This is a genomic window from Vicinamibacteria bacterium (assembly GCA_035570235.1).
In the GTDB taxonomy this organism is placed as follows: Bacteria; Acidobacteriota; Vicinamibacteria; order Fen-336; family Fen-336; genus DATMML01.
Window position 1 is genome coordinate 49910 of sequence record DATMML010000030.1, and the last position, 17632, is coordinate 67541.

Consider the following 17632-nt stretch of genomic DNA (forward strand, 5'->3'; position numbering starts at 1 on the left):
GCCCGCCCCGTCGGTTTCGTCAGCCTCCTGGATGGAGGCTGGTCACATCTAGAAACCCAACTCTCGGTCGAGTCGCAGCGTGACCGCGGCTCTCCGCAAGTGCTCCTTAGCCGCGTCGACGTGGCGGTAAGCGAGATTGCGCCAGCCTACCGCGTAGGGATTGTCTTCTTCGCCTGCGATGTCCGCGCGCCCGCTGTCGAGCAAGGCCATCACCTTGAGAAAGCGCCCCGGGCGATCCAGGCTCGTATCGATCGGCGGGTGATCATCGATGTCTTTGCGGTCCAGCACGGCCGCGCGGTCGATCTCGCGAATGGCGCGCTCGATATCAACCTGGGTCGCCCGCACCTCACGCATGACATTGGGCTCGTCGTGCACCCTCAGGAGCAGCCATGCCGTCCGAAGGTCGCTCCGAGCGCGCAAGTAACGGGGATGGCGGCCCGGTGTGTCGCCTCGTCCCACGAGCGGCAGCAGCAAGGCTAGAGTGGACAGGGCAACGATCGCTTTGCTGTTCAAGCGCATCGCTTATCTCCTTCCGGTCGTCATCAACGACACTTGACCTCCGCCACTGTCGAACGGTTGGAACGCACCCGGATGTGGGACTAAGTATGCCACGAGGGGGGACCGAGGCGCTATCGGCATCAGGCGAGACGATGGGGCTCGACCGCGAGGGTCCTGGAATGCACCCGAGTCGTGTCGGTCCGTAACGTTCTTCGCTAGGTTGGGTGTTTCTTTGTTCGCGTCCGTAACCCTGAGCGGGAGCGGATCACGCTAACTCTCGGTCCCTGCAGGTGAGCCCGGTCGGAGTGCCTCCACTGGATGCCGGCTTTTCCTCCGGTGAGGCGGACTACCCCTCCCCACGTGCCCACGCCTCGGCCTCGGCGGGATCCCGGAAGGCGCGGATCTCAACCGAGGTCGCCGCGGAAAGCGCTTCGCCCATCCGACCCATCCCGTAGGTGGCGTCGCCCACCGCCAATACCGCCCATCTGCGAATCCCCCGCCCCGCGACGAAGTTCACGCGGGCCTTGCCCTCCTCGATTGATGGCGCCCGCTTGAGCCGTCGCTGATCGTGTAGCACTCCCATCCCCGGCCGATAGTCCTTGCTCGCAAGAGCGGCATCAATGGCCGCTTGCCACTCCGCGAAAGTGACCGGCTCGTCGCTCTCAAGAACAACGAGACCGTCGGAAATGCGCCAAGAGACGGGCATGGGGAATCCCTGGCTCCCAGTGTAAGACGCCTGCGTGAGGGGCCGCAAACGCCGGACTCGTTCTGAGGCTCCTTCGGACCCGGTCATGCACCGAGGGAGACCCCGGGCGCCTCCGCCTGGTCCGGGCGACAACCGACCGTGAAGGAGGCGTGCAGAAGCGCCCTGGGTCGTTCCCCTCACGCTCAACGAGAATCCCAAGAAATCGCCTGTCGCCGGTAGCGGCCTTCACAACGACGCTCGTCCCGCCTACAATGCCCGCCAAGACATAGGAGTCATGATGCCATGAGGACGTTGGTCGCTCTCTTCCTCACTCTCCTGGGCGCTCCTCCCCTCTCCCCGCCGGATTATTCTGTGCACGCCATTCGTTACGGCACCGCGTTGAACGTGCCCGTAGCCGCCCTGGTGATGGGAGCACCCAAGGACGAAAAGATTGACATCGCTATGGTCATCTGGCTGATCCGGGGCGGCAACCGGAACATCTTGTTCGACAGCGGCTTTCACCGGGAAGTCTGGTTCAAGTCCTTTCCTACAGCCGAATACCTAAGCCCCGACGAGGCGGTCAAGCTTGCCGGCGTCAAGCCCGAAGAAGTAACCGATATCATCATCAGCCACGCTCACTGGGATCACCTGGGTGGAATCGACCTGTTCCCCAAAGCCACGGTCTGGATTCAGAGGCAGGAGTTTGCCTACTACGCCGGTGACGCCTGGCAGCCCGGCGGACGGCACGGCGGCATCGATCCCGATGACATCAAGGCCCTTGTGCAACTCAACACAGAAGGCCGCTTACGCCTCGTCGACGGAGATGACGTGGAGGTCATTCCTGGCATTCGCGCCTACACCGGCGCCCGCCACACGTATGCTTCGCAATACATCCGCGTGGATGGTAGCCCGCCTTTCGTTCTCGCCTCCGACAATTGCTACCTCTACCGCAATCTCGCCGAGCACAAGGCCAGCGCGACTTTCAGCGAAGTTGACCAACCCGCTAATGTCAAGAATCAGGATCGCATGATCCAACTCGCTGGCTCCGCGGACCGCGTCGTTCCCGGCCACGATGCCAAGCAGTTCGAGAGATTCCCAACCCAGGGCCGCATCGCAAGAATCCGGTAGCGAGGAGCGGGGGTCACCCAGGGCAGGAAGCCGGGCAGTGTGCCCCGGGGCGCTCCGTCAGACAAGGAGCTCGCTACCCCGCTACCCCGCGACTCACTGCTCTAGTACGCCGCGATCATGTCGATTTCCACACGAGCCCCGCGTGGGAGGGCGACGGCCTGGATTGTCGAGCGCGCGGGCGGCTGCTTGCCGAAGAAATGGCCATAGACCGTGTTCATACGCGGGAAGTCAGCCAGATCGACAAGATAGACGGTGGTCTTCACCACATTCTCCGGCCCCATCTTGGCCTCCTTCAAGACGGCTAAGAGGTTCTTTATGACCTGTTCTGTTTGGGTCTCGATATCCCCCGGAAGGAGCTCGTTCGTCTTGGGGTCGATGGGGATCTGGCCGGAAGCGAACATCAACCCGCTGGAGACTACTCCCTGTGAATACGGGCCGATGGGCTTGGGAGCATCGCTGGCGGAGATCAGCGTCTTCTCCCCCATGAGCGGCGTCCGCAGTTGCTGCAGGCGCGCCGTCGATGTTGATTCCTTTCCGAATGCGCTGGCGTAGACGACCAGCGCCAGGGCGGCAGCAAGGATTGGCTTCATTGTTCCTCCTTTGGGTTAGGCCACAGTACGCCTCAGAGCTCGCTACCTCGAGGCTGCGAATCTTTACTTCGTACGCATCTCCGGCCACAAGTGGGTGGGGCCTTGGTCCGCCACCCGCGCCCTGGACTCAGGACAAAGCGCAAGATCCTGATAGCGGGCTAACCACCGTCAGCCTAGCCTGAAGGGAGCACTGACGGGAGGTGGTAATGGATGGACGAGGCCCAGTACTTAGCTTCTTGTCTCTAGTCGTTCTGGTTAGCGCCCCGGCCCGGCCGTGTTGCAGCGACGAAGATCCCGATGCCCTCTTCTGGCGACAGGACTGGCCAGCCGCCGAGCGCGCCTACGCCCTCCGGGTCCGCAGCCATCCCGACGACGCCCAGGCGCATTTCAGGCTCGGGCTCGCGCTCCTACGCCTGGGCAAGGCCAAGGATGCACTCCCCAGCCTGGAACACGCCGAAACGCTCGGCTGGCCCGCGGCACAGGTCGCCTTCCGCCTGGCCTGTGCTCGTACACGACTCGGTCAGAACGAGGAGGCATGGAGGCAGCTCGAGCTCGCCGGCCGAGACGGCTTCTCCCAGGTCTCGCTGCTCGAGTCTGAGCCGGACCTCATTCCCCTCCATGGCCAGGCGCGTTTCGCGGCTATGCTCGAGACCGCCGACCGCAACGCGCACCCGTGCCTCTATCACCCGGGCTATTCCCAATTCGACTTCTGGCTGGGCGAGTGGGATGTTCGACCCGAGGGCGCTTCGGTCAGCTCGCCCGCGGCCAGCAACGTCGTGCGAAAGGTCCTCGAGGGCTGTGTTGTTCTTGAGGACTGGTCGGGGCAGTACCGCGGCCAAAGCTTCAATATCTTCGACGCCTCCGACACAAAATGGCACCAGACCTGGGTGGATGCAACCGGGCAACTACATGAGTACGTCGGCCAGATCGACAAGGACGGCAACATGGTATTCCTTGGCTCCGCCCCCAAGTCCGTCGGCCAGCCCAAGCTTCCAACACGCCTCACGTTCTTCCGGCTGGGGCCCGACCGGGTCCGTCAGTTCTCCGAGAGCTCGAGCGATGCCGGTAAGACGTGGACCACCAACTACGACCTGGTCTACACACGCCGCGGACCCCGCGCCGCGCCGCCGTCCGCGCGCTAGCCGCCGGGTGCCGATTGGCGTGTTAAGCTGCCCGAGAGATAGATGGCGGTAAGCGGGAGCTCTCGTGGCGGCATGAGCCCGTTGGTGCACGCTGGCAACGGGTCAATCGCCTCGCTCAGCAACGTAGCCATCGAGTGGCTCTTCGTCAGCCCATCGCTCGCCATCTCCCGCTATCGATGTCGGGTGCACGACGGGGTCGGTCGGGAGCAGGCCCAGCCCTGGCACGTGATCGTCTTCCCTCATTCCGGCGCGTTCGAACTCGAGCAGTTCGGACAGCGTGTCTTCGTGGATCCCAACCAAGTGCTTTTGCTGAACGCTGGTGCCCCTTACACGACGCGGCATCCCATCGGCGGCTGCGATGAGGGATGCGCGATCGTGCTGCGCCCGGATCTGCTCCGCGAGCTCTCATCCACCCATGAGCCGGCCGTCGCCGCTCGGCCCCAGCGTCCGTTTCTCGCGAACCGGACCCGGGTGTCGGCGCGGGCCGCGCTCTTGCAGCGGTGGCTGTTCCGCGGCCTCGCGGGGGCTCAGCCGTTGGATGCTCTCGTGATCCAAGAGTCCACGCTGGCCCTGGCTGACGAAGTGCTGGGCAGCATCCCGCGCCAGCGGAGGCCGACGGTAGGCGCGGCCGCGCAGCGCCGCCAGCGGGATCTCGTCGAGGCAGCCCGCCAGCTGATCGCCGATTCTTACCGACAGTCGCTCACCCTTGACCGGCTCGCCGCCCAGCTCGAGACCTCGCCGTTTCACTTGTGCCGCTTGTTCCGCGAGCAGACCGGGTTCTCGATCCATCGCTACCTCGTCCGCCTCCGTCTCCAGGAGGCCCTGTCTCGTCTCGACGAGGCGCACGGGAGTCTGACGGGGCTCGCCCTGGACCTCGGCTTCAGCAGCCACAGCCACTTCACTTCCGCCTTCCGCCGCCATTTTGGTGTCCCGCCCAGTGCCGCGCGCGATTGTCTGACCCCCGAGCAATTGCGCCACCTGACCCAGCAGCTTGCCTGAGGCTTCGCCGGGTCCCCGGGACCTCGACGCGTCCCGGCCTCTTACTAACCGTCCGTCCAGGGGGGAAGCTCCTCCCGCGTTCACGGCGGGGCAGGACGCTTGAGAGCCAATCTCATCCTCAGTTCCACTTGAGCGTCGTCACCGAATCCCCCGGCAGGGATACCTCGGTCGCTCGCGGGCCGAGCCGCAACTCGACGCGCTGGCGGGCCGCGCCGGCGTTCGTCAGTACCAGGGCATAGGTTCCGTCGGGGTTTCGCGCGGCGACATGCGCGACGGGCTCGGGGCCCCCTTGTGAGATGACCACGACTGCGCCGCGCGCCATGGCACGGGAGTAGTGGGCAAAGGCCCAATACTGTCCGCTGCGCGTCACCGCTTTCGTCTTTGAATGGACGGTCACGAGCCCGCCGCAATCGAATGGGCCGACTTTAGGCTTGCCGGCCTCGTCCAGGGCGATGTTCCAACCCATGATGCACCGTGCGCCGTTGCGCAGGATGCCCGCGAATGTCCGACCCCACTTGACCCAGTCGGTTGGATAGGCGGGCTCCGTGTAGTCGGGGCCGCCTTCGGTCCAGTACATCTCGGCGTCGGGATGGGCGCTGAGCACTTTTTGCATCCACTCCGGCTGGCCCAGATATCCGTGCCACGCCACCGCGTTGCTGTACCTCCGAACAGTTGGATCGTCCAGCTCCGCGATAGCGCGGCCCCAGAGGTTGTAGTTGTGGTCAATCAGCCAGATCTTGCTCTCGATTCCGGCGCGCTCGAGCGCGGGTCCCAGGCTCTTCGCTACAAACCGCACCTCGATCTCTTGTGGAAAGAGGCACGCCGGCATGCTGCTGTCCTGGTCGGTATCGACTTCGTTCTGGGCCGACACCGCGTTCACGAAGACACCCTCGTCTCGGTAGGCTTGCAGAAACTTAACGAAGTAGTCGGCGTAGGCGTCCAGGTAGCGCCTGCGGATAGTTCCTCCAAGCATCGAGTCGTTGTCCTTCATCCAGTTGGGCGGGCTCCAGGGCGTGGCCAAGAGGAAGAGGTCGGGGTTGATAGCGCGCGCTCGGCGGATGATCGGAAGGACAAACTCCCGGTCGCCGTCGATCGAAAAGCGCTTGAGCTGCGGATCGGGCTCGCCCTCGTCGTAACTGTAGACCTTGCGCGCATAGTCGCTCGATCCGATGCATGTCCTGCAAACGCTCAACCCCATCTGCTTGGGATCGAAGAGCTCCTGAAGGAGCGCATCGCGCGCCGCCTCCGGCATCTCGCCGATCACGTAGCAAGCGGCGTCCGTGAACGCAGCGCCGAAACCGAGGATCGGTTGGGCGGCCTGGGCCGGCTCCAAGATCAAGGCATCGGCCGCCGGCCTTGCAGACGCCTGTCGCCACCGGAGCGGCGGCGCAGCTGCGTATCTGTTGTCGCGCGAAGTCACTCGAACGTCGACGTCACTATTCATCGGCGGTCGATCCTCACCTGGGGCGGCTACGGCCAGATTCGCCCGCGTAGCGGCCAGTCCGGCAGCGGCCGTGATCAGAAAGCTTCGGCGGGTCCGGATCGTCATAAGGGCACTCCTTTTGGGCGTAGCCGCGGCCAATCCTCATCAAACCGGGGTAAACAGCCGCTTCGCGAAAGTTCATGCTTCGGGCAAAGGGTGACGGGGCCGCTCGAGCTTCCATGTTCCGCTCTCTGCGATCGGCTGACCATGGCGCGACACGTGCGCGTGGCTCAAGGCCGCGAGAAAGGTCCTAGCAGTTTGTCGCCTCGATGATTGAGAGCTGGCTGCTGGGGCCGAACGCCGGATGGACACGGATCACGGACAGTCCCGCCCCCTCCAGGAGCGCTCGGTACTGGAACTCCGTTCGCTCTGCGCCTCCAAAGCAGGCGAGCATATGGAGGTCGAGGACCTTGGCGAAGAAGGGGTAGTCGTCTGGGGGGAGGATCGACTCGACCACGAGCAGCCGGGCATCCCCGCGCATGGACCGGGCGACCGCCTTGAGAATCCTGTGGCAAGCCTCATCGCTCCAATCGTGGAGCACCAGAGAGAGCAAATAGGCGTCGGCCACGGGCAGGTCGGAGTTGAAGAAGTCTCCCGCCACCCACTCCACCCGGCTCTCCCGGCGAGCTTGACGCTCCACCACCGCCGGGCGGTCGAACACCCATCCCCGGACGCCGGGATGGCGGTCGAGGATGGCGGAGAGCAGGGCCCCGCCGCTGCCCCCCACATCGACGATGCGATCAAACCGGGAGAAGTCGTAGGCTTCGGCCACCGTCTCGCTGGTCAGCCGTGCTTGGCAGGTCATCGCCGCGGCGAAAACGTCCGAGTCCTCCCGATGGGCGTCGAGATATTCGAAGTAGGAGCAGCCGTAAACCTCGTCGAACGCGGGCCGACCATTACGAATGCTCTTTTCGAGCGAGCCCCAAGCACGATAGGGCAACTCCAGCGACAGAACGAGCGCCTTTAACGAGCGCGGATGGTGTTCGAGGAGGAGCCGTCCTCGATCGGTCAGCCCGAAGCGACCGAGACTGTCCCGGGCAAACAGGCCGACGCTGGCCAGGGCGCGAAGCAGCCTGAACAAGGAGCTCTCGTCCACGTCCAGTTCCTCGGCCAGTTCCCGAGGGGCGCGATGGCCGGCCTCTAGAGAATCGGCAATCCCCAGCCGCGCGGCCACTAGGATCGCCTGCGACCACCAGTAGCCGGCTGCCATCTGGAGGACGGAAAGCATGTCGCCGGGGTCGGTCGAGCCCATCAGAGATCCTCCGGCATCAGTCCTGGGATCGAGGTCGCTCGGGACGCCGCAGAAGCGCTTGCCGCCTCAGTCGCAAGGGGGAAGGATGGGCCCATAGTAGCGATCAAGGGCATGGGGCGATTGCGTCCAGTAGCTCTCCCGTGCGAAGGGATAGGTGGGCGTGCCTCCCAGCTTGCCGGACGCGGTTGGGATCAGGAGTCGGCTCCAATCCCCGCGAGCCCCCGCGAGAAATAGCCTCCGGCTCGCTTCGCCCAGGGGGAGTCGCGATCCACCCTCCAGCGAGACCAACGTCCCGGGCCGGCCGCGTAGCACGGCCGCCGGCACCATGGCCGAATCCGCCATCACGACGACGACTTGATCCTCCAGGATTTCCTGGAGCGCCGGTTCGTCGACACGCGTCGGCGGTTCTCGCGGACGGCCGGCTTCCAGCTGCCAGGCCAGGCAGTCCGTCGACACCCCGCCTGCTCCCGGCTCCAGTCGCGACCATGCCTCGGCCAGGGTCAACTCTCCGAGCAAGTAGCGGGCGGCAATTTGCCCGGAGCCAAACGCGAGCAGCCTTAGAGGCGAGATGCCGACCCCCGTCCAGCCTTCGAACAGGCACACGGCAATGACGAAGGCCAGGCGCTCCCCGCTGGGACCGCCGGATTCTTGCGGACGGATGGCGGTCAGTGATTCGAGCTGCGCCCTCTGCGGACCGGGCAGTGAGTCGGCCAGATGTCGCAAGGCGTCGACCGCCGGAGGGTGAGCGTCCCACAACCACCAAGCCTGGACCCCGGGCTGGGAAGCACAGTCGCCCGGCACCACGAAGATTGGGTGGCTTGCCTTGGCGATCATGGCCCGGCTGGGCACCGCGTAGCCGGGCGGGGTGGACGCGCCGCTCGCGAACTCCCGGAGCTGCCGAACCAGAGACGCCCCGTCCTCGCCCAACAGGGCCAGACGATGCGCCAGGTGCGCCCGCCCCGACAGGACCGTGTTCGCGATCTCCAGCATGTAATCCGCGTGGGCCTCCGAGAAGTCCGCCATGGCCGCGGCGGACTCCCTCAAGGCCGTGGGCGTCCGCGCGGAGAGGAATAGCGGGACCGGCGGTCGTTCCTCGCCCACCGACCGGCGGGATGCACGAGCCGGTTCCTGGAGGACGACATGGGCGTTGGCCCCGCCGAGTCCGAAGGAGCTCACCGCGGCTACCCTTGGGCCCTTGGACCGCCACGGCTCAGCGCAGTCGAGCAAACGGCATGGCACGAGCGCGAGCTCGGGCAAGGGCGGGTTGCCGTGCAGGTGGGGAACGAGCTCCCGGTGGTCGATCATTAGGGCCACTTTGATGAGCCCGGCGATGCCCGCCGCGGCCTCGACATGCCCGATGTTGCCCTTGACGGAGCCGAGACAGAGCGGCTGCGCTGGGTCTCGCCCGGTCAGAAGCTCGGCCCGGATCGCCTCGAACTCGATGAGGTCCCCCAGAGCAGTGCCCGTTCCATGAGCCTCCAGGTAGGTGACCTTGGCGGGCGCAACTCCAGCCTGGGCCAGTGCGCTCCGGATAACCCTACCCTGTGCGCCCGGGTTCGGCGCGGTCAGCCCGTTCGAATGGCCGCCGTGATTGATGGCCGATCCGCGGAGCACGGCGTACACGTGGTCCCGGTCGTCGAGGGCGTGAGACAGGGCCTTGAGCACCACGGCTCCTCCGCCTTCGCTCCGCACGAAGCCGTCGGCTCGGTTCGAGAAGGCCTTGCATCGGCCGTCGGCGGCCATCGCACCGACCTGAGAGAAATAGATGGTCGGGCCGGGGGAGAGCATGAGGCTGATGCCGCCCGCGAGAGCGATCGAGCAGTCGCCGGCCCGTATGGCCTGGCAGGCCAGATGCACCGCCGTCAGCGAAGACGAGCAACCGGTGTCGATCACCATGCTCGGTCCCTGCAGGCCGAGGAAGTACGAAACCCGGTTCGCGACGATGCTCAGAGAGATCCCGGTGCCGTAGAACTCATCGATCTGGTTCGGGTCGCCGGCCTGCAGCTCCAGGTAGTCGTTCTGATACGCCCCTACGAATACTCCCGTGTCGGTTCCGGCCAGGCCGTCGGGCGCCTGACCGGCGTCTTCAAGGGCCGCCCAGGCGAGCTCGAGGAAGATCCGCTGTTGAGGATCCACATGAGGCGCCTCGCGTGGCGAGACGTGGAAGAGGGAAGCATCGAAATTGTCGATCTTCTCCAGGACGCCTCCCCGGCGGGTGTTCATGCGTCCCCGCCGCGGCGCGGAAGCTTCATATAGCGCCCCCGTGTCCCAACGACTCGAAGGGATCTCCGCGACGCTATCGATGCCCCCGCGCAGGAGACGCCAGTAGGCGGAGAGGCTCTCGCCGCCGGGAAACCGGCAGGCCATGCCCACAATCGCGATGTCCTCCCCCCCGCCCGCGGATGGAGACTTCCTCGGCCCCCTCCGGGGGGCGGGGTCGACGCCCGCCGACGCTCTTGGCTCGGTACGCACGAGGCTCGCGGCGATATGCTCGGCGATGGCCAACAGGCTCGGCCGCTCCCAGGGCACGGTCCGACCCACCGGCCGTCCCAGCCAGGTCTCGAGGCTCTCAATGAGCTGCAGGGTGCGCAGGGAATCGAACCCGTAAGCGGCCAGGGGACGATCAGCATCGATCGACTCCTCGGGCCGGACCGCGTGCGCAGCCACGCGGGCGACAACAAACTCCAGGACCTCTTGGAGCGAAGTTCCCCCCCGCCCCTGCGATTCCTCACGGGGTGCCGGGTCGGGTGCGCGAACCGCTCCTTCGGCGGCGGCTAAGCTCGAGGGCTGCCAGACCCGGAGCGCCTCCCGCCAGCCCTCGCGATGGCGCCGACTCGCTTCTCGCCGTTGAAGCTTCCCGCTCGAGGTCTTCGGGATCGCGCGCGGCGGCAGCAACACCACGACATAAGGCTCGATCCCTTGGGTCGCGACAACCTCCTCGTATATCCGTGAGCAGAGACGGCCCGAATCGGCCTGGAAGTGTTCCGCGTCGCGGGCCAGATTCACTTCGCAGCAGATCCCGAGGCGCTCTTCCTCGTCCACCTCGAGGGCAAATGCCGCTGTGCACCCGGCACGGAGCGCCAAAGGATCGACCGCCTCCACCGTGCTCTCGATGTCCTGCGGATAGTGGTTCCGTCCTCGAATAATGATGAGGTCCTTGATCCGACCGGTGATGAAAAGCTCCTCCCCGTCTAGGAAGCCAAGGTCACCGGTTCGCAGGAAGGGCCCGGTGTCACCCAGGCGAGCCCCGAAAGTCCGGGCGCTTGCCTCTCCCCCCCTCCAATAGCCGCTGGCCACCGAGGCGCCCCTCACCCAGATCTCCCCAACTCTCCGCTCGGCGAGGGGTTCGACGGTGTCGGGATCGACGATGCGAATCTCCTGATCGGGAAGGCTTCGGCCACAACCCACCACCGAGCGGGGGGGCGGGTGCGCTTCGACGTACACCACGCGCCCTCTCTCCAGCTCCCGGGGATCCACGCCACGAACGACGGGGGCCTCCTCGGGCCGTCCCCCGGACACGGTCGCGCACGCCTCCGCCAGGCCGTAGGACGGCCAGAACGCCTCCCGTCGGAACCCTGCGCGCACGAAGGCCTCACAAAAGCGGTTGATGGTGGCGGCTCGCACAGGCTCGCCGCCGTCGATGACGAGGCGCCAGGTCGAGAGGTCGAGAGACTCGATGTCCCCGGGGGCGCACTTGCGGGTGCAGAGGTCGAACGCGAAGTTCGGAGCGGCGCTGACAGTCGCCCGATAGCGGCTGATGACTTCCAGCCAGCGAATCGGGCGTCGGACGAATACCTCAGGCGACATCAGGACCGCCGGCATCCCGACGAAAGCGGGAAGCAGGTGTCCAATCACCATGCCGAGATCGTGAGACGGAGGAACCCACGAGACGATGCGGTCTTCCCGCCTCATTCCCGTCAGGGCGACGATTCCGGCCAGGTTGTGGAAAAGGTTCCGGTTGGTGAGTACGACTCCTTTCGGCTCGCCTTCGGAGCCGGAGGTGTATTGCAGAAGGAGCGCAGTGTCGGGGGAGGAGTCCGGACGGCGCCAGGCCCGAGCCTCCGCCTCCGAGATCCCGCGGATGTCGATCATCCGCATCTCACGCGTAAGCGGATTCCCCTGGAGAAGGGGGACGAGGTGCTGCCCGGCCTCCGGGGTCGTCAGCACGCAGGCTGCACCCGCGTCGTGGAGCGTCCTCAGGGTTCTGGGGAGAGTGCGCGCCAGGCGGTCGGGTTCCGGGGGGTAGGTCGGAACCGCGATTGCCCCCGCGTAGAAGCAGCCATACAGGCTAACCAGGAAGTCCGGTCCCGGCGCGAGGAAGAGCAGGACCCGATCACCGGCCTGGACCTCCTGCTGAAGTACAGCCGCCACCGCCCTGGACCGCCGATCCAAATCGGCCATGGTTAATCGGCTGGTCGCTTCGCCCGGCTCTATAAACTCGAATCCCCCCGTCCCGTCGCGCTCGGCGGCCTCTTCAATGAGAGTCGACCAACTCTCAGGTGCAGAGGTACGCCCTCCGCCATTCCTGGCGGCGAATCCCCTTCGCCCTTCAAGCATAAATATTAACGTGGATGCTAAGCTCCTTCGGCCCGCTGCGCAAATCGCAACCACCGCTAACCACTGACGCTCATTGCGCAAATCGGCCCCCTGTGTAGACCATCTGGAGGAGAGCGATTGCCCACCAACCTGGCTATCGACGACCAGCTGCTCGCGGAAGCCCTCCGGGTTGGAGGGCTGCGACGCCGCCGAAAGGGCGAGGCGGAGCAGGTCTTGGCGCGGAAGGTAGACGAGTTGCTACCGAGCGACGAACAGGTGGCCGCCCCTGGAATCGTCCTTCAGGAATTGCTGGGCGGAATCGCGGAGCGCTCGCAGTACGAGAGGGTGCTGGCAGGGGTGCGGGCAAGCTTTTCCATTGTTCTGGCCACCGAGGGCGATCACCTGAAGGCAGCGGACATCGTCAACGGAGCACCGGCCAAGGCGGTTGTGCGTTCTGCTCCGGATGCCCTCATCGCTGCCCAGGCGCCGAACCGTCGAGGCGGCCTGCTGACTAGGGACGCCGATTTCGCCAAGGTGACCAAGTTTGCCTGCCTCCGGTTCGCGTAAGGTACGGCTCACAGATCGAGGGGAAAAACGGCCGTGTCAGGTGTCTACGCCGTAGGAGGTTTCGAAGCACTCAAGCCCTTGCGCTCTTGAGAGTTCATGAGTCAACCATCAGGTCCTCATCGCCGGTGTGTCTCGTTGGCTTCCAGCCAGGCATAACAGCGCTCCGCTGAATAGGAGATTGTCGACCGGAACATTCAGTCCACTGCCTACGTCAAAGCCCTGCTGGACGAGGAACGGCACACAGAAGAGGATCGCGGCCAAAAGAACAAACAACCCGCTCCATGTCGCCGCCAGGCGTGCCGCCTTGTTGATGAGCAGGCAGATACCGGCAACTAGGTAGACCAGACCGGTCAAGTAGCCCCACACAGAATGGCCCGGAACAAGATTGGGCGTCAGCTCCCCACCGGGGACCCCCGGAAGAAATGCGGGGTGAAGAAGGTACTCCGCGGCGAAGAACGTTAGGACAATTCCAATAACCATGCGGGCCGGAGAGATAAGCCGATGCGCGCCCCTTGTCCACCAGTCCTGCGGGTGCGTCGCGGCAAATGCCAAAGCACCACAGCTGAAAGACAGGTCCCTAAGAGCCAGCGCCCAGCGAAGGTGGTTGAGAGGGGCGGCCACTACGCTGGGGACATGCATCAGTATCTCAAAGCAGAGAAGCATGACTCCGAACAGGCCGGCGGACAGCCCCGCGTTTTTCTGGACCACGATGCTCAAGCCCCCCAGAATGAGGCACGTTCCCACGAGATAGACCCAAAACGCGTGGGCCGGAATCCAGGCAGGTATGATCCGGCCTACTCCGATGGGATCTAGATAGTGGTCTATGCCAAACACGGCCATGGGCATGGCGATGAACACGGGACCACAAAGAATGATCTTATCCAACGCGTTCGCGTGCGGCGGGGCCTTCTTAGTCGCTATGCTCACGCCCAGAGCCAACAGAAACACTGCCGCGAAATAGGGTGCCAAGGGGTCCCAAGAGAGCCAGAGAGGCAAGCCCAATAGCGCGAGATACAAGAGCGAGAGAGTTGTGAAGCTCACGTTTGACGCTCCTTCCTTCCCTTCATCGGCTTAGCAGTGCTCCCGAGCAGAGACATCCAGGTAAGCCTGGTCCCCTTAGACCCGTCCCTCCGACCTCGTGATCCAGTCGTCTAGACGAGAAGCGACGTCACTATAGAGTCGCGCGTCAACGGTAGCGAGTTCGCAGGCGGCGACATGGCATATACCCCAGAGAGCATGTCACGCAAAAGTCCGCCGCTTGAGCTTCGGTCGCAGATGCTCTGCTTCCGGCGGCGGGCTGGTTCGCTTGACGAACGCCTCCCCCGGGCGGTGTGGCCGGCTTGCAGGGCTTAATCCCGCGGGCCGCGCTGCTGTCGATCCATGCGTGAGTCGAGGGTGCCAGTTCGACCAGCTGGCTGAATGGAGTGTCAGAACATGGACGGCGTGGCGTGGATCCTCTTCGGCGGTGATGAGAGGGGGCCAGCGCTCTTGCCCTAGGATGACGCACTGCTCCTCCCCCTCACCGCAGATACACCTATGTACGTATATGCGTTAGCCGTTCTACGTATATAGGTTAGAGCAAGAACGCATCGATGTGATCTTCCGCCCTTGACCGCGACTAGCCCCTCAAGCACCATGCATCAAGGCCGACGAGTTTCCTCCGACCGCTGGCCGCCGAGGACAGTTGAGCGAGGCTGGCGAAATTCTGCGGTCTTACATCCGCCTGGTCGGGCGGCTCAGCGGAGCCGCGTCGGTCTCCCTCTACGTTCCTCCTGGGTCGGGAGGCGAGAGTGAGATCCTCATTCACGAAGGTCGTCTCGAGCCCCTTCCCGAACTGACCGACGCCAAGAGGGCCGAGGAGTTCCAGAACCGCATCGGCGCCGAGACAGCCAGCCACGACGAAAGCACGATTCGTCTAACCAGCCGACTCGCCGGAGGCATCCTCTGTCGGATCCCGCTGCGGTGGGTGACGCTGCGTCCTGAAGAAGAGGTCCAAGGGCCGGAGCGACGCAAGCGTGATGAAAGACCTCGCGAGGAGATGACAGCCTTGATTGGGATGCGGTTCGAGGCAGATGCCGCCACGGACCCCGGCCCTGGCCGTCCAGGGTTCCCCACCGCCACTGACAACCTCGGCGATGAGAGTTGGTGGAAGGAATTTCTGGGCATCGCCGCCGCCTTCGCGACTCATTCCCGCACGCTCTCCAGAACGCTCCTCGATCAAGTGACAGGCCTTCCGGAACGGCCCGAGTTCCAGGCCCAGCTGGAGGCAGCACTCACTCACGCCAAGAGGACAGGCCTACCGAGCATCCTCCTGCTCCTCGGGCCGGACGACTTCGGCTGGGTCAACGAGCGGCTGGATCGTCGCTCCGGTGACATCGTCCTGCGGGAGATCGCGACCGCGCTTCGAGCAGGCCTTCGTAGCCATGACCATGTCGCGAGGTACGGCGGCGCCATCTTCACCGTCATCCTGCACGATATGCCGATTGCCGATGGTCGGATGGTGGCGGAGAGCCTGGTGCATCGGTTGGGCGATCAGCGATACCACGGCGGCCTCCTTCGTTTGGAGTTCAGTGTGGGAGTGGCGGTTGGCGACCCGGAGATTCCTCCTCCGGAGCTACTCCGACGCGCAGATCAAGCGCTCAGCGCGGCCAAGCGTGGCCACGCCGGCAGCGTCCGCATCTGGGAGAAGGGGTCCGACGTTGAGCACGCGGGGAGCCTAGACCGGCTGCAGGGGATCTTCACCGGCGACAAGGCCAAAGACTACCGGAACATGGGCCTCCTCCTTGACTCGGTGGTTGCGGTGGCGGCCTCGACCGACAGCGCCCAGCTGGCGAGAAGCTTCACGGAGCGGCTCTTCGGGACACTCAACGCTCGGCGGGTGGCTGTGCTCGAACGCTCCGCGGGGGGCACCCTCGAGCTGCTCAGCGGCATGGAGAAGGCAGGCGAAGGCGGTCAGGTGTTCCAGGTAACCGAGCGCGATCTCGCCATCGTCGAGCGGGCCTGCCAGGATCGCAGTTTTGTCTCTGAGACCAGGGCTGAGGGGGAAGGACTGTTGCTCTGCGCGATTCCTCTTTCCCTCCGGGACCGATGCCTCGGCGGCATCGTACTGGAGGTGGCGTCCGCGCACCTCTCCTTCGAGGGTTCAGACCGGCGGTTCCTTGATGCGCTGGCCTCACAAATGGCGGTGGCGCTCGATCGCGCGCGGCTCATCGAGCGGGAGCGTCAGCGGCAGCAGCGGGAGAAGGAACGTTTGGAGACCGAGGTCAAGGACCTTCAGCGTGTCATACACAGCTCTCGGCTCGCGTATCGGTCGCCAGCCATGGAGTCGGTCGTGGCTACGGCACGGAAGGTTGCGTCCACCGACACCACGGTGCTGATCACGGGAGAGAGCGGCACGGGGAAGGAGATGCTGGCCCACACGCTCCACGAGCTCAGCTCACGCAGCGAGAAGCCGTTTGTCGTGATCGACTGCAGCGCCATCTCCCCCACTCTCATCGACAGCGAGCTGTTCGGGCACGAGAAGGGGGCGTTTACGGGGGCCCATGCCCGGAAGCCGGGCCGGCTCGCGCAAGCCCAGGGGGCAACGGTGTTCCTGGACGAGATCGGGGACCTCCCCCTCGACCTGCAAAGCAAACTCCTGCGGTTCGTGCAGGAAAAGCAGTTCACGCCCGTCGGGAGCGTGGTGGCGCGCACGGTCGATGTTCAGATCATTGCCGCGACCAACGCCGACCTGCGGGTGAAAGTGAGACAGGGCAAGTTCCGCGAGGATCTTTTCCACCGTCTGAACGTTGTGTGGTTGCACGTGCCGCCGCTGCGGGAGCGCCGAGAGGATATCCTGCACCTAGCGGGCATCTTCCTGCACCAGTTCGCTGCCCTGTACCGGCGGCCGGCTCATCACTTTACTAGCAAGGCGGAGCGGGCCCTCCTAGCTCACCCGTGGCCGGGCAACGTGCGCGAACTCGAGAATCTCATCCTCACCTCGGTGCTGTTTTGCGACGCTCCGGAGGTCGATGAGGACGATCTGGAAGGTCTCCGTTCCACGCATGGCCCCCCCCAACGCGGACCGGCTCGGATGACGGCCCCGCCTGCTCTGACCTCCTTCGGAGAGGCTGTGGTCAGGCCGGAATCCTCGCGCGACGGGTTGGAACCGGCGGCCCGGCTACGGAAGGCCTTGGCGGACGAGATTGCCGCGGCCCTCAGTTTCGGGCAGGCCGGACTCATTCCCATCGGAAAGTGGCTGGCGGAGGACTTGATTTTGACCGCCGACCGACTCGCGGGCGGCATCTCTCGGCGCGGCGCTGAGCTCCTCGGACTCCCCGACACGACCTACCGGCGCCAATTGCAGAGCGCGGCCAGAAACCGTGCAGCCGGAATCTCCGTCCGCTCCGCATGTTGGCCCGCAGTGCTGAGCGTGCTTGAAGACTTCATCCAGGCCCGACAGGCAGGGACGGACGCGTGCCAGTGGGCAGAGGCCTGTCTGCTGGTCGAGACCAAGTCCGCGGCACCCGGCGATCTGCAAGCGGCAGCCGCCCTTCTCGGGGTTACCGAGCCGACGCTGCTGCGCCGAATGACACAGCTCGCCCACCATTTCTGAGAATCGGCGCGCCGAAATACTGGCGCATTGCCCCCCTCCCCCACCCATCCCCCTCATCACCGCCAACCCCTAACTCATAAGCCGGTTGCGGGATGTTGCTCTCTGGTCCGAGCTCAGGGTCGTGGCACCGCTCTTGCTTCCTGAGCGCTCGCCAGGAA

At 65.0% G+C, this 17632-nt stretch carries 12 protein-coding genes; 5 read left to right on the forward strand and 7 right to left on the reverse strand.

Annotated features, from left to right (window positions below; genetic code table 11):
* Positions 1 to 48: 48 nt before the first annotated feature.
* Positions 49 to 519 (reverse strand): hypothetical protein, encoded by a 471-nt coding sequence (locus VN461_04755; protein HXB54070.1) that lies wholly within the window; start codon positions 517 to 519, stop codon positions 49 to 51.
* Positions 520 to 844: 325 nt separating this feature from the next.
* Positions 845 to 1204, reverse strand: a complete 360-nt coding sequence (locus tag VN461_04760) for a hypothetical protein (GenBank protein ID HXB54071.1) — start codon at positions 1202 to 1204, stop codon at positions 845 to 847.
* Positions 1205 to 1486: 282 nt separating this feature from the next.
* On the opposite strand from VN461_04760, the gene VN461_04765 reads away from it, so the two are divergent.
* Positions 1487 to 2311: an N-acyl homoserine lactonase family protein gene (locus VN461_04765; GenBank protein ID HXB54072.1), complete on the forward strand. Its 825-nt coding sequence runs from the start codon at positions 1487 to 1489 to the stop codon at positions 2309 to 2311.
* Between the two features lie 101 nt (positions 2312 to 2412).
* Here the strand turns inward: VN461_04765 and VN461_04770 are convergent, their stop codons facing one another.
* Positions 2413 to 2901: a RidA family protein gene (locus tag VN461_04770; GenBank protein HXB54073.1), complete on the reverse strand. Its 489-nt coding sequence runs from the start codon at positions 2899 to 2901 to the stop codon at positions 2413 to 2415.
* 206 nt (positions 2902 to 3107) lie between these two features.
* Between VN461_04770 and VN461_04775 the strand changes: the two genes are divergently transcribed.
* Both VN461_04775 and VN461_04780 read left to right on the forward strand, forming a co-directional pair.
* Positions 3108 to 4043, forward strand: a complete 936-nt coding sequence (locus tag VN461_04775; GenBank protein ID HXB54074.1) for a hypothetical protein — start codon at positions 3108 to 3110, stop codon at positions 4041 to 4043.
* A gap of 72 nt (positions 4044 to 4115) precedes the next feature.
* On the forward strand, positions 4116 to 5042 hold the full coding sequence (locus VN461_04780; GenBank protein HXB54075.1) for an AraC family transcriptional regulator: 927 nt from the start codon (positions 4116 to 4118) through the stop codon (positions 5040 to 5042).
* A gap of 118 nt (positions 5043 to 5160) precedes the next feature.
* On the opposite strand, the gene VN461_04785 is transcribed toward VN461_04780, so the two are convergent.
* From VN461_04785 to VN461_04795, 3 genes are all read right to left on the reverse strand, one after another.
* Complete coding sequence (locus VN461_04785) at positions 5161 to 6381, reverse strand: glycoside hydrolase family 30 beta sandwich domain-containing protein (protein HXB54076.1); 1221 nt, start codon at positions 6379 to 6381, stop codon at positions 5161 to 5163.
* Between the two features lie 394 nt (positions 6382 to 6775).
* Positions 6776 to 7777 carry a methyltransferase gene (locus VN461_04790; GenBank protein HXB54077.1) on the reverse strand — a complete coding sequence of 334 codons (1002 nt, stop codon included), beginning with the start codon at positions 7775 to 7777 and terminating at the stop codon, positions 6776 to 6778.
* 66 nt (positions 7778 to 7843) lie between these two features.
* Positions 7844 to 12334, reverse strand: coding sequence for a beta-ketoacyl synthase N-terminal-like domain-containing protein (locus VN461_04795; protein ID HXB54078.1), 4491 nt, complete (start codon positions 12332 to 12334; stop codon positions 7844 to 7846).
* A gap of 117 nt (positions 12335 to 12451) precedes the next feature.
* On the opposite strand from VN461_04795, the gene VN461_04800 reads away from it, so the two are divergent.
* Complete coding sequence (locus tag VN461_04800; protein ID HXB54079.1) at positions 12452 to 12880, forward strand: PIN domain-containing protein; 429 nt, start codon at positions 12452 to 12454, stop codon at positions 12878 to 12880.
* 108 nt (positions 12881 to 12988) lie between these two features.
* Here the strand turns inward: VN461_04800 and VN461_04805 are convergent, their stop codons facing one another.
* Positions 12989 to 13921: a hypothetical protein gene (locus VN461_04805; GenBank protein HXB54080.1), complete on the reverse strand. Its 933-nt coding sequence runs from the start codon at positions 13919 to 13921 to the stop codon at positions 12989 to 12991.
* 643 nt (positions 13922 to 14564) lie between these two features.
* On the opposite strand from VN461_04805, the gene VN461_04810 reads away from it, so the two are divergent.
* On the forward strand, positions 14565 to 17474 hold the full coding sequence (locus tag VN461_04810; protein ID HXB54081.1) for a sigma 54-interacting transcriptional regulator: 2910 nt from the start codon (positions 14565 to 14567) through the stop codon (positions 17472 to 17474).
* Positions 17475 to 17632: the final 158 nt, after the last annotated feature.

Excerpts from the sequence above, each read along its gene's own strand:
- VN461_04765 (HXB54072.1), top strand. The coding sequence starts at position 1,487 with ATGAGGACGTTGGTCGCTCTCTTCCTCACTCTCCTGGGCGCTCCTCCC.
- VN461_04790 (HXB54077.1), bottom strand. The coding sequence starts at position 7,777 with ATGGGCTCGACCGACCCCGGCGACATGCTTTCCGTCCTCCAGATGGCA.
- VN461_04780 (HXB54075.1), top strand. The coding sequence starts at position 4,116 with ATGAGCCCGTTGGTGCACGCTGGCAACGGGTCAATCGCCTCGCTCAGC.
- VN461_04760 (HXB54071.1), bottom strand. The coding sequence starts at position 1,204 with ATGCCCGTCTCTTGGCGCATTTCCGACGGTCTCGTTGTTCTTGAGAGC.
- VN461_04795 (HXB54078.1), bottom strand. The coding sequence starts at position 12,334 with ATGCTTGAAGGGCGAAGGGGATTCGCCGCCAGGAATGGCGGAGGGCGT.
- VN461_04755 (HXB54070.1), bottom strand. The coding sequence starts at position 519 with ATGCGCTTGAACAGCAAAGCGATCGTTGCCCTGTCCACTCTAGCCTTG.
- VN461_04770 (HXB54073.1), bottom strand. The coding sequence starts at position 2,901 with ATGAAGCCAATCCTTGCTGCCGCCCTGGCGCTGGTCGTCTACGCCAGC.
- VN461_04775 (HXB54074.1), top strand. The coding sequence starts at position 3,108 with ATGGATGGACGAGGCCCAGTACTTAGCTTCTTGTCTCTAGTCGTTCTG.